The sequence below is a fragment of the Mycoplasmopsis felis genome (genome assembly GCF_034647055.2).
Lineage (GTDB): Bacteria > Bacillota_I > Bacilli_A > Mycoplasmatales > Metamycoplasmataceae > Mycoplasmopsis > Mycoplasmopsis felis.
The window spans coordinates 254,919-268,335 of record NZ_CP141047.2 but is presented as its reverse complement, the minus strand read 5'-3'; the positions used below and the strand labels follow the sequence as shown (position 1 = coordinate 268,335).

Here is a 13,417-nt window from a genome sequence, read left to right as displayed (position 1 = left end):
AACAAAATTCTATTTGTTCTATTTTCTATATTTCACTTCTTCCTAATAAGTGGTTTGTTGTTTTTGGTGCTCTTCTTAATTTAACACCATCATTAATATCTGAATCTTGTTTAAATTTTGTAATAGGAATATCTATGTCAAAACTATTATCACCTTGATGTTCATATCCTATTTTGAAAATATGTAGTTTTAATTCATCATCAGAATTATCAAAACTCAATTCTACATTTGACGCAAATTCTAAAACATCATTTTCATCATTAAATACTAATAAGTTATTTGGGAATGTTAATTGATTTCCACCTCTTAATTGAATAAGGAAGTTATTTCTTGGGAATGTAATTAAGTTTTCTGGATTTTTGAGTTTTATGAATGCTTGATGTTTTGCTTGACGTTGAATTGTACTTTCATTTTCATCTTTAAATAAATCTATATAAGCATCAAAAATTTCTAAGTTAACTTCTTTTAAGTGTCATAATGGATTTTCATTATTAAAAGTTAAATCACTATTATCTTGAACTTTTAATAAAGGAAGAGAATCTAGATTGTCAATTTCTTTTCCATTTGTATTCAGTCTTAATTCTTTTAAATATAAAGCATTAGGTTGAATTTCTTGACCTTCTTGTGGGATTATTTGTTCTGAAGGTGCAATAAATTGGTATTTAACAGTATCATTTTCTTGTACTTTTGTTAATTTAAATTCTTTAACTATGTTATTTTCTAATTTAAATGCAACTTTGGAATTAAAGTTTAAATCTATTGATAAACCATTGTTTAATTCAAAATTAAATGTATATGATTTTGAATTAACATCATAAGTTCTGTTGAATTTTTTAACAGAGTTCTGTAATTTCTGTAATTTAAATTCTTGCCTTGATATTCTGGTTAATTCATGATCACCTAATAAGATTTTATCAAATGAAACTGATTGTAAAGTTTCTGGCTTACCTGTTACTTTTAGTTTTAATTTAATAGTTCTTGGTAAATTGTTGTTTTGGTCATCTTCAACTGAACTTCATTCACTAAATGGTATTTCATTAACTACAACACCATTAGGTATGTTATTTATATTTAATTTAATACTTCTATTTTCTTCTGGTTTAATTCTATAAATATCTAAATTAAAACTTACCTCGTGTTCTTCTGTTGAGATATTTTTAATTTTGAAAGTTTCTTCGTTTATAACAACAACTGATTCATTTAATATAGAATTTTGTAATTCTTTTTTGAATTCCTCAAATTCATCTCTAAGTTTAAATTCTAAATTAAGGAATTGATTTAATGTTGCATTTGCATCATTATTAATTGTTTCTAGTTGTTTAATAAATCCTTTGTATTTGAAAGAAAATTCTCTTGAATAATATACTGATGGATTCGTATTACCATATTCTATTATTTCATTTAATAAAGTTCTAGTTTTTAACAATCCTTGTGCTTGTTTAGGATCATTATTAGGATTTTGATCTTTTGCTTTGTTAAATGCCTCAATAACTTTTTTTAATTTTGCTTCTAATAATTCAATTTCATTCTTGAATCTATGGTTAGGTAAGTTTAATAATTCTGATTCTCTATTTTGTATTTGATTTTTTAATTCTTGAGCTTTTGAGATAACTATAGAATATTTTTTTGTATTTGTATCAGTAAAACTAGCAAAAACTTCATTTTTAGATCTTAAATTATTTAATATTTCAGTTTTTTGATTAGTAAATGAAATGAATTCATTTTTTAGTACTTCAATATCTTTGTTTGTAATATCATAAAATTCTAACTCTGGGAATTGAACTGGATAATGTCTTAAATTACCACTTGCATAACTTCTTGGAACTCATTTAAATTTAATGAATTTAGCAAAACTTGGTTCAAAATGAATAGTAACCAATTTCACACCTTGGCTATCATTATCTAACGAAGTATATTCAGAAGAATTTAAAGCAGTACCATTGTGAGACCCAAAATCAGCAAAATTAATTTTATCTTGACGCTCAACATCTTTAAAATTCACTCCGTCCGCTGAAACTTGAATTCTCATTTCTTCTGGTAAAACTAAACCACCTAAACTATTTGAAGCTTTGATATAAATATTTAATTGTGATATTAAAACATTTTCATCATTATTAACATTAAAAACAAATTCAGAAAGTTGGTTACTTTGATCTCTTTCTTTTTGATTTCAGTTATTTCAATATGAACCATTTGCTTTATCTTTATTTCCATCAATAAGTCTATCTAATAAATTAGTTTCTCCAGAACTATTAGATTTAGTTCTATCAACTGATAATTTAGTATTAGTTAAATTATTACCAGGAGCAGCAGCATAATTTATATAATGAACTTTAAATGTAACATTTAAATTATTATTTATAGCATCTGTTGTTTGATTTTCATTACTTTGAACTAGTTGATAATTCACAGTGAAATTTTTCTGAATTATTTTATTATTTGACTCATTTGTTGTATTTTGATTAGTAGCTGTATATGTTTGATTTGGAACTAAAGAATATTGTTTTTCTTTATAAGTAATTATATTAGTTAAATATTTACTAATTTTTTCACCATTAATTAAATATAAATAAAGTTCTTTATTTTCTGGTAAGTTAACTATTTCATTTTCTTGAACTTGCTCACTTAATCTTCTAACATTAAATAAGTTATTTCTTAATATTGCTAAATCTTCTAAATTAGGTATTACAGTATTTTTATTATTATCAATTTCTGGTGTTAAAGGATTTGGAACATTTATCTCAGTTACATTAACAGGAGCTGATTCTAAATTTCTTAATTGATTTGTATCAGATAAATAAATTCCTTTAACTGTATAATTTGTATTTTCAAAAACTCTAAAACTCATTAAAATACTTTGATTATTTGAATTTTCTTTAAATTCCTTTAAATGTAATTGTAAATTATGATCTACATTATTATATTCAACTAAAATTGAATCTGAAATTTCATTAACATCATCTAGTGGTAGAGTTGATGATAATTCAAATGTAATTAATCTAAAATCATTTCTATTTTCATATTGTACTGAATTAGGATTCTGAGAAATACTAAATAATAAAGAAGAATTATCTAGTTCTTCTTTGTCTTGCTGGGTTTTGTTCAATATTGTGTCTAAAGCATTAACTGCTTGATTTAATTTTTCTGTTAACTCTTCTTTGTTCGAATTATTAACATTTTGTGCTATTTCTAATGCAGTCAAAAGAGCAGATTCAATTCCTTGATTTAAAGAAGTCTTTAATTCTTTATATCTTTGTTTGTTTAATTCTTGTAAGTAATCTCTAGCTTGAGATATTTTTAAAGTTAATAAGGATTCTTTTTTATCATTTGTGCCAGGTTTCGGTTCTGGTTGTGGGTTAGGAGTAGGTGTTGGACTTGGATTAGGATCAACTGGTTGTTCTGGAGTTTGTTTTTTTGGTTTTGGTTCAACTTGAAATAAGTGTTCTGATTCATTCATTTGATTAGATTTACTTGCAACTGAAGCAATAACTGCTATAGTGGTAATTCCAAGTATTGATGAACCTAAAATAATTGAAGCTAATTTAACTTTCTTTTTATCTTTTAAAAATTTGTTTACCTTTTCTTTTAAATCATTTAAATTAATGTTTTTCATAAATTTTATTATACTAAAATATAAAAAAAAGCAGTGCTAAGCACTGCTAGTTACATACGAATGTTTCCATTTGTTCTTGGATAAGGTATTACATCACGAATGTTATCAATTCCTGTTGCATACATAACTAATCTTTCAAAACCTATACCAAAACCACTTGATTGCATATGTCCAAATCTACGCAAGTCTAAATATCATTGTAATTCTTCTTGATTAATGCCTAGTTCGTTGATTCTGGTAACTAGTTTATTATAATCTGTTTCCCTTTGACTTCCACCTATTAATTCACCGATTCCTGGAACTAATAAATCAAATGCAGCAACTGTTTGCCCATCATCATTTTGATGCATGTAAAATGCTTTAAATGATTTAGGGAAGTTAATAATTACAACTGGTGATTTATATAAAACATCAGTTAAGTATTTTTCATGTTCACTTGATAAATCTAATCCAAAGTGAATGTTTTTTTCTTCAAAGGTATCTTTAACTTTTTCTAATTCTTTTAATGCATCTTTATAATCAATTATTTTTAGATTTGAATCTAAAAATAAGTTTAATCTGTTTAATAATGTGCTATTTGATATTTTGTCTAAATATTCAAATTCAAATGGGTGTTGTGCTATGGTATTTCTTATTACTACTTTTAATAAATCTTGTGAAAGTTCAATGGTTTGGAATAAGTCATAAAATGCCATTTCTGGTTCTATCATTCAAAATTCAGCTAAATGACGCTTAGTGTTAGATCTTTCTGCTCTAAATGTAGGTCCAAATGTATAGATATTTTTAAACCCATTAGCATAACTTTCTCCATGTAATTGTCCTGTTACACCTAAAGTTGATTTATTACCAACACCAAAGAAAGGGTCATTTGTGTTTTTATCACTAACTATAAATGTTTCTCCTGCTCCTTCTCCGTCATTGCTTGTTATGATTGGACTATTCATATAGTAGAAATTTTTATAAATAAAATATTTATGAATTTCTTGAGCCAGTGTTGAACGAATAAGCATAACTGCTCTTAAAATATTTGTTCTATGTCTGAAATGAGGCACTTCTCTTAATGTTTCAAGTTTAATTTCTTGATTTTGAATGGGATAATCATCATCTGATTTTCTAAATGAATGAAGTTTAGTAGCATTCATTTCAATAGGTTGAGGTGCATTAGGTGTAGCATTTAATGTTCCTGAAATAACAATTGCTGAACCAGGTTTTAATGAATCTAATAATTCAAAATCAAATTCTTCACCTTTAAAAACTACTTGTAAGTTTTTAATAGTACTTCCATCATTTATTTCTAAAAATCTGATTTTCTTATTTCCTCTATTTGAAGCAACTCATCCTTTAACTTCTACATTTGTTCAAGTATCATAAAATACTGGTTTTAATAAAAACTCTTTAATTGTGTGCATAATAACTCCTTTGTTATTTTGAAATTTGAGTTCTGTTTATAATAAATAATTTATTTTGTTTATTTTCTTAATAACTTAAATAGAAACTCAAAATACAATAAAATTATATATAAAATCAATTTTTATTTAATTAATCTGATTGTAAATTGGTCACTTACAAAGTTATTATTTGGTTTTATAGTTAATTTATTATCAATTATTTGACTTGTAAGTGGAATTATTTCAAAATCAGCAACTAAGATTTGATTTTGTCCTTGCATATCAATTGACACATTATTTAATCTAATCAATTGTGATTGATTTGTGATCGGTGGATTATATTTGTTTTTAGTTATTTCTAATACTTGATTAAAGAAATTACTTAAGTTAGTCTTTTCTAATAAAAGTTTAGTTTTTTCTTTAAAATCATTTGTTTGATTAATAGTTTGAACTAATTCTTGTAAATTAGTATTCTTATCTTTAAAACCAAAATATCTATTAAAAATTTCTAAGTTTTTAAATGTATCTGGCATTGATTTAATAAATTCTTTGTATAAATTATTTTCTAATGTAAATCCTGATATTCAATTATTTAAGATTGAATTTTTGTAAATACTTTCGTTGCTTGCTGATTTATTGAATTTTGCAAGTATTTTATATTGAATCATATTTAGAACATTAAAAGGAGTAGTTTTTTGATTAGATGGACTACCTTCTGTTTGACCATATAATACTAAATATAACTCATGATTAGTAGTATCATATAATTTTAATGAATTATCAATATTAAAGTATTGACTTAATTTTGTATTATTAAATGGAATTTTATATAATGTTTTTGCGCCAAGTGAAGCATCAAGGTCATCAGTATCCTTAAATTCTTGAAATTCTTGATTAATTTGATTAATTGTAGCTGATCTCCCTGTATTTGTTAAGGTTATAATGTTGGTTAAATCAATATTATTTGGATTTTTTATAGAAAAATCACTTTCTTGTCAAAAATTATTAACAATAATTGAATATTCTTTTGATAAATTTTCATTAGATTTAAATTTAAAATTAATTCTTAATGAATTATTGTCAATAGTTGTATAGTTAATACTATTTTTATCAATGTCTAAATTGTCAAAATTGAAATCAAAGTTATTTAATTTAAATCTATTATTATTTGCTGTTTTTAAATTTTTAAATAAGAATACAAGTGGATTTTTTTGAAATTCCTCTTTATAAGATTTTATTCATCATTTATTTATGTTAATAAAGTTTTGTTCAGTTAATAAATTATTTAAAGTTTCATTCGGTATGGTTTGCGTGTTTGAAGTTAACCCAGTATTAATATTTTTTTCTATTTCAAAACTTTGACTATAACTTATTATTTTATTTATATTAAATGAATTAAGAAGTTTTTCATTATCTCAAACAAAAGTAATTGTTTTATTTTCTTGATTAATTTCTTTATGTTTTAAATAAATGATTTCTTGATTTTGTGAAACTTCTAGTTCTAAAGTAGTTGGTTGAACATTGTATTTTAATAATTCAAAATAATTTAATGTAATCAATTGACTAAATCCGTTATTAATAGATTCATTATAGATATTTAATATTTCTTTGTCAAATTCAGGTCTTGTTTGTTTTAAGATTAATTTTGTTGTATCAATGTTTGATTCTGGATAAATCCTTTGTTCATTACTTATTATTTTGTTTAAATAATAAGTGGTATTTAAATTAGCATTCTCAATGACAAATTTATAACTTCCATTTGTTTCTTTAGTTACATTTAATTTAAACTCTCCACCTAAATCATTGTTAATTATTACTTCTGGATTTTGTAATTCACCTGTTAAATTAAATGAACCTTCAATATTTTGTCCATTAATATTAAATATAAAGTTTGAATACTTTACCGATGAATCTAATGTATTAAGAATTAATGAAATATCATTTGATTTATTTAAAACAAAATCAAGAAAATCGTTTGCTCCTTGTTCTCTGAAATGTATGGAGTCAACTTCAAATTGTTTATTTAGTAAAATTTCAACTTGCGGATTATCTAAAGTGCTATCTTCTAAATCATATTCTTCAGTTAAAGGAATGATTATATTGTTTAAATTAGGTGTTGAACTTTTTTGATAATTAAATAAAACATAAGTTTTTTCTGAAGTTTCTTTATCATTTAAAACTAAAATACCCTCATAAACTAAATTTGGAAGAAACTTAGTAATTTCTGTGTTAAAGTTTAGTTTAATATTTTTATGCTCCTCTGATGTGTTTAACTCATAATCTAATGTTAATAAAGAAGGTTTATTTGTTTCTTCTTGTTTTGTATCAATGATAAATGATTGAATTGGTAGGTCTTGTCCATTAACACTTAATTTAAATACATCATAAAATGCATTTTCTTTTAGTGTATTTAATTCAAAACTTAAGTTATTAAATTCTATTTTTTTGTTTTTGTTAACTTTATATTCAAGGATATTATCACTTTCTAATACAAACAATGTAAATTTTAAATCATTATCAGAATTTATTACTTTACTAAATTCAACATTAATTGTATTATTATCAACATTATGTGATATTGTTTTAACTACGTAGTTATGCACTGGTTCTTTTGGATTTGGTTGACCTGTAGATGGTTCTTCTAAAGGTGTGGGTTCTTTTTGTTCTATTTGTTTACCATCTTTAGGATTTGGTTGTATATTATCTCCTGGTTTTGGAGTTGGTTCAGGTTTAGGTTGTGCACCTGGTTCCTGAATAGGCTCATCTGTTTTAGTTTCATTGTTTATACTAAAAGTAGTTTTTGCATCATTCTTTGCAACAATTATAATTTTGTTTTTGTTTTCATTATTAAACAACTCAATTTTTTGTAATTCATATCTTTTATTTTCTTTTATATTTATATTATCAATCAATAAAACATATTCATCTATTTTATTTTGTGTTTCTAAATTTAATTCAATTAAATTATTAGTTTCTATTTCTTTTAAATGAATGAGACCTTGATTAAATTTAATTTCAGAATTTTGAGTTGTAAATTTTATAATAACTTTATTTTCTTTTAATATTGATGTTAAATTACTAAATTCTAAATTATCTACTTTATTTTCTGGTTGTTTACAACTTATTGAAAAAGCAAAAGAGACCAGAGAAGAGTTTAACAGTATTGTATATAATATTTTCTTTTTGTTTTTCATATCTAACTTTCTTACTTTATGAAAAAATAGCAAACGAGTTGCTATTTATGTTTATTTTATTAAGCTTCTTTTGATAATTTAATTAACATATCAAAAGTTTTTGGTTCATTAATTGCTAACTCTGAAAGTATTTTACGGTTAATTGTAACATTTGCTTTTTTAAGACCATTGATAAATCTTGAATAACTCATTCCTTGAGATCTTGTTGCAGCGTTAATACGTGCAATTCATAATTTACGGAAGTTTCTTTTGACTTGTTTACGGTCTCTAAATGCATATGTTCATGATTTAATAACTGCTTGTTTTGCAACTTTATAACCTATTGATTTGTGACCAAAGTATCCTTTTGCTAATTTTAATCATTTTTTACGTCTTGCTCTTGTAACTGTTCCACCTTTAACTCTTGCCATATTTATTTTCCTTTCTTACATATATTTATATGAATCTTGTATGAAAAATTAATTTAACAAGATTAAATCAATGCTTTAAATCTTTTAAGATCACTTTTTGACATTAGAGCAGATTTACGAGATTGACGTTTTTGTTTTGTTGATTTATTTTGAGCTAAGTGAGAACGATATGCTTGTTCTCTCATAACTTTACCAGTTCCTGTGATTTTAATACGTTTTTTTAACGCACTTTTTGTTTTCATCTTTGGCATTTTATTCTCCTTCTTGTGAATCTTCGGTTTGGTTATTTCCTTGATTCTTTTCTTTTAAGTATTTGGCGATTTTTATTTTATTTGGTTGGAGATTCATGTCTAAGAAACGTTCATTAACTAATTTTGGTTCTGTTGTTTTATCTGCTATATTTTCTACTTGAGTAAAAAACTTGTTTAAAACATTTTCACCAAGATCTTTACGACCTATTTCACGTCCTCTTAATTTTACAGAAACCTTAATACGGTCTCCTTTTAAAAGAAATTCACGTGCTTTTTTACTTTTTGTTAGTAAATCATTTTCACCAATCATTGGTGTTAAACGAATTTCACGATTTTGGATTGTTGTTTGTTTTTCCTTATTTTCTTTTTGTTTCTTTTTACGGTCATATTTAAACTTACCGTAATCTAATATACGTGCAATAGGTTTTGGATCTACACTAATTAAAACTAGATCCATTTTTTCATTTTTAGCTAATTCTAATGCTTCAGACTTAGTTAATACTCCTACCTTTTGTCCATCACTACCTAAAACAAATAGTTTTGGATAAGGTATATCATTATTAACATAATGTTCTGAAGTTGGTTTTTTTCTTTTGTCTTGAATAATAATAACTCCTTAAATAATTAAAAAGCTTGACCGCTCTCCTACTAAAAAAGGTATCAGAAGTATGATACATTTAATTGTAGCTAAACCCAAGGATATGTCCATCAGGTGAGAAGTGATTTCTACTTTCTGCAATTAAATAAATTTATTGCTTTTTAATTTTATCAAATATTAAAATATTTGTGTGTAAATATACAAAACTTTTAATCTTATAAATTAGGAATAAAAGTACTTTTTAAAAAAATATAATTTTGTTAAATTAAATAAATACTTCTTTTTTTAGAAATTATTTAAAAATAAAAAAATTATATTTTAACAAAATTAATAAAATTATTTATAATATATATATATATATATATATATATATATATTAAATGAGGTTAAAATGAATATAAAAAAAGTTAGAAAACTCACTTGATGAAGTCTTGGTTTAAATATAGCAATGTCAGTTATTTTAATGGGATTTTTAGTAATATTAATACTATCAATTTTAAGTGCAGAAACAAACTATTATAATGATGATAATTCATTACTTGATAGATTTGATAGAAATACTTCTGGTACTGCTCCGTCTCTTACTAGTTTATTAATTCCTATTGCAATTCTTGGTGCACTTGTATTTTTTGTGGGTATAGCAAATTTTGTCATTAATATTATTATAATTAAAAATATTTACAAGGAAGAAGAGTTAGAGTTGTGTTTTATATTTTTAGTAGTAGGATTCTTTTTCCCTATTTTTACCTTAATATCTTTAATTCTTATTTTAGTAAAATTAAAAAAATTAGAACAAAGAAATGAACCACAAATGGAAACAATATAATTTTATTTATTTCTTAGTTAATTAATATAAAAAGACGAATTTCACTGTTTTATAGTGTTATTCGTCTTTTTGTTATTTTTTTTACTATGTATAAGGATTAATATCCACCTTTAGAATCTTTGCCTTCTACAATTGCAACTGAACGACTTGTTCCAAATCTTGTTGCGCCTGCTTGATACATTTTAATTAAGTCATCCATATTTGAAATTCCGCCTGCTGCTTTAATTAATAAAGAGTCTCCGCAAACACTTTTCATTAATTCAACGTCTCTTAAATTTGCTCCACGGAAACTAAATCCAGTTGATGTTTTAATAAATTCAGCACCTGATTTCATTACAATTTCAGTTGCTTTTTTAATTTCTTCTTCAGTTAATAAAGCAGTTTCAATAATAACTTTTAATATGTGTGTTCCACACGCTTCCTTAACTTTTTTAATATCATTTAATACGTATTCATAATCACCTTGTTTGAAACGTCCGATATTAATAACCATATCAATTTCATCAGCTCCATGATCTATGGCTAGTTTGGCTTCGTGAGCTTTTGATTGTGTAATCATTGAACCAAGTGGGAAACCAACTACACTTGTTATCCCTACTGAAGAACCTTTTAATTTTTCTGAAACATATTTAACTCATGAAGAATTTACACAAACTGTTTTAAAGTCATATTTTTTTGCTTCATCAATTAATTTGTTTAATTCTTTTTCTGTTGCTTCTGGTTTTAAATATGTATGATCAATCATTTTATTGTAATTCATTTTATCTCCTATTTCATTCTGTCTAAAATTACTTGATTTTCTACTTGATCTTGATTTATACGATATCCATTTTTTAATTCTTGAATAATACTTAAATCAATTTTACTTGATGAATAAAGTGTAAATAACACATCACCTTTTTCAACTTTTTCATTTGTTTTTTTGTTAATTGTAATTCCTGCTTCAAAATCAATTGAATCTTCTTTTGTTTTTCTGCCAGCACCTAGTTTCATTGCTACAATTCCGAAAGTTAAACTATCAAAGATTTCAACATATCCCGATTTATCTGATTGCACTTCTAATTTATATTTAGGGTTTCAAAAACTTGGGTTTTTAAGTGCTTGAACATCCCCACCTTGTGCTTGAACAAATTCATAGAATTTATCAAGTGCTTTTCCGTTTTTAATAACTTCATCAATTTTTTGAATTGCTTCATTATGATTTTTAACTATTTTTGCTTGTTCTAAAATAGTTGCACAAGATGAATAAACTAGTTCATTAAAATCTTTTGGTCCTCTACCTTGTAGTGTTCTAATTGCTTCAAGAACTTCATTTTTATTACCAATTTCACATCCTATTGGACGGTTCATATTTGTTATTTCTGCGCGAACATCAACATTTAATTCTTTACCTATATTAATCATTGTTCTTGCAAGGTTTCTAGCACTTTCAATATCTTTCATAAAAGCACCATTTCCACATTTAACATCTAATAAAATTGCATCTGAACCTGTTGCTAATTTTTTAGACATAATAGATGAAGCAATTAACGGTATAGATTGAACTGTGCCTGTTACATCTCTTAAAGCATATAATTTTTTATCTGCTGGGACTAGTTTTGAACTTTGGCCAATAACTGCTATTTTGTGTTCTGTTACTTGTTTTATAAAATCTTGATAACTTACTTCAACATTAAAACCTGGTATAGATTCAAGTTTATCTATAGTCCCTCCTGTATGTCCAAGTCCTCTACCACTCATTTTTGCAACAGGGGCTCCACATGCTGCTATAATTGGAGCTACAGCTAGTGTAGTTTTATCACCTACACCCCCGGTTGAATGCTTATCAACTTTAATTCCCGGGATAGCAGATAAATCCATAACTTCACCTGAATACATCATATATTTTGTCATTAATGCTATTTCTCTTGAGGTCATAGAATTAAATAAAACCGCCATTAAAAAAGAACTCATTTGATAATCAGGTGTTGAACCATCCACATAACTATTAATAAGAAATCTAATTTCTTCTTCAGTTAATTCTTGATTTAATCTTTTTTTATCAATAATATCAACTACACGCATATTATTTTGCTAAATTTAAAGCAATCTCCATCATTTTAGTAAATGCTGTTTGACGTTCTGCAGATGATGTTTCTTCTTTAGTTATTAAATTATCACTTATTGTTAATAAACATGCTGCTTCTTTTCCAGTTGCTTCTGCATTAGTAAATAAAGCATACGATTCCATTTCAACACAAATTGATTGAGTATCTTTAATTCTTTGTTCTAAAGGAACTACTGAATAAAATACATCTGATGAATGAACTCTTCCTTCATGTAATTTTGTTCCTAATTTTTGAGCAATTTCTTTAATTTCTTTGTTTAAATTGCTTGATGGTAATGAAATATTACCTGTTTTTCCTAATGCTATTCTTCTAAAAGCATCACTATCTGCAAAAGCTTCAGATGCTAGAACAACTTCATATAGTCCTAAGTCTTTTACATATGAACCTGCTGAACCAATTCTGATGATTCTATCAACATCATAAAATTTGAATAATTCGTATGAATAAATTCCTATTGATGGACATCCCATTCCACTTCCTGCAATTGTTACAGATTTTCCTTTATATGTTCCTGTAAACATAAACATATTTCTTACTTCATTTACTTGAATATAACCTGGATCTAAAAAGGTTTCAGCTATATATTTAGCTCTTAATGGATCTCCTGGCATTATTACTGTTTTAGCAATATCTTCTTTTCTTGCTGATATATGTGGTGTTTTCATTTATAATCCTCCGAATTTAAATATTAATAAATTTTTATTATTTGTAATAATCGTCTTAATTCTAACACTTAATAAATTTATGTGTATTTTTTTGCTTATAAATCTTTAAAAAAATTAGAAATAAAATAATTATTTCCATATTTTTCCATTATTTTGGTTTTTTAATTATATTTTTATATTTCATTAATATAAAAATTTCTGTGTTATAATTATTTAGCACTAAATGGAACAGTACTCAAGAGGCTGAAGAGGCGGTCCTGCTAAGACTGTAGGGGAAGCAATTCCCGCGGAGGTTCAAATCCTCTCTGTTCCGCCATTTTTTTATACTTTTATATCCCCTCATTTTTATACTTTATATTTTTTC

10 protein-coding genes and 1 tRNA gene are annotated in these 13,417 nt (G+C 25.2%); 2 read left to right on the top strand and 9 right to left on the bottom strand.

What is annotated here, in order from left to right; all coding sequences use genetic code 4:
* Positions 1-25: 25 nt before the first annotated feature.
* The 6 genes from RRG59_RS01220 to infC all read right to left on the bottom strand — a co-directional run bounded on the left by RRG59_RS01220 (position 26) and on the right by infC (position 9,460).
* Positions 26-3,613 (bottom strand): hypothetical protein, encoded by a 3,588-nt coding sequence (locus tag RRG59_RS01220; protein ID WP_322902564.1) that lies wholly within the window; start codon positions 3,611-3,613, stop codon positions 26-28.
* Between the two features lie 50 nt (positions 3,614-3,663).
* Complete coding sequence (gene asnS / locus RRG59_RS01215; RefSeq protein ID WP_161552922.1) at positions 3,664-5,022, bottom strand: asparagine--tRNA ligase; 1,359 nt, start codon at positions 5,020-5,022, stop codon at positions 3,664-3,666.
* Between the two features lie 122 nt (positions 5,023-5,144).
* On the bottom strand, positions 5,145-8,195 hold the full coding sequence (locus RRG59_RS01210; protein ID WP_322902563.1) for a hypothetical protein: 3,051 nt from the start codon (positions 8,193-8,195) through the stop codon (positions 5,145-5,147).
* A gap of 59 nt (positions 8,196-8,254) precedes the next feature.
* A complete protein-coding gene (gene rplT, locus RRG59_RS01205; protein ID WP_322902561.1) occupies positions 8,255-8,605 on the bottom strand; it encodes a 50S ribosomal protein L20 in 351 nt (116 codons plus the stop codon).
* A gap of 62 nt (positions 8,606-8,667) precedes the next feature.
* Positions 8,668-8,856, bottom strand: a complete 189-nt coding sequence (gene rpmI, locus RRG59_RS01200; RefSeq protein ID WP_036430131.1) for a 50S ribosomal protein L35 — start codon at positions 8,854-8,856, stop codon at positions 8,668-8,670.
* A gap of 1 nt (position 8,857) precedes the next feature.
* Positions 8,858-9,460: a translation initiation factor IF-3 gene (gene infC, locus RRG59_RS01195; RefSeq protein ID WP_084271891.1), complete on the bottom strand. Its 603-nt coding sequence runs from the start codon at positions 9,458-9,460 to the stop codon at positions 8,858-8,860.
* A 385-nt stretch (positions 9,461-9,845) separates the two neighbouring features.
* Between infC and RRG59_RS01190 the strand changes: the two genes are divergently transcribed.
* Positions 9,846-10,280 (top strand): hypothetical protein, encoded by a 435-nt coding sequence (locus tag RRG59_RS01190; protein ID WP_322902559.1) that lies wholly within the window; start codon positions 9,846-9,848, stop codon positions 10,278-10,280.
* Positions 10,281-10,377: 97 nt separating this feature from the next.
* On the opposite strand, the gene deoC is transcribed toward RRG59_RS01190, so the two are convergent.
* Genes deoC through deoD form a run of 3 tightly spaced genes read right to left on the bottom strand, consistent with a single transcriptional unit; the run spans position 10,378 to position 13,053 of the window.
* Positions 10,378-11,040 (bottom strand): deoxyribose-phosphate aldolase, encoded by a 663-nt coding sequence (deoC, locus tag RRG59_RS01185; RefSeq protein WP_036430123.1) that lies wholly within the window; start codon positions 11,038-11,040, stop codon positions 10,378-10,380.
* A gap of 8 nt (positions 11,041-11,048) precedes the next feature.
* Positions 11,049-12,344, bottom strand: a complete 1,296-nt coding sequence (locus tag RRG59_RS01180) for a pyrimidine-nucleoside phosphorylase (RefSeq protein ID WP_322902557.1) — start codon at positions 12,342-12,344, stop codon at positions 11,049-11,051.
* 1 nt (position 12,345) lies between these two features.
* On the bottom strand, positions 12,346-13,053 hold the full coding sequence (gene deoD / locus RRG59_RS01175) for a purine-nucleoside phosphorylase (RefSeq protein ID WP_322902556.1): 708 nt from the start codon (positions 13,051-13,053) through the stop codon (positions 12,346-12,348).
* Between the two features lie 225 nt (positions 13,054-13,278).
* Here deoD and RRG59_RS01170 point away from each other — a divergent pair.
* Positions 13,279-13,369, top strand: a tRNA-Ser gene (locus RRG59_RS01170).
* The last annotated feature ends 48 nt before the right edge of the window (positions 13,370-13,417 follow it).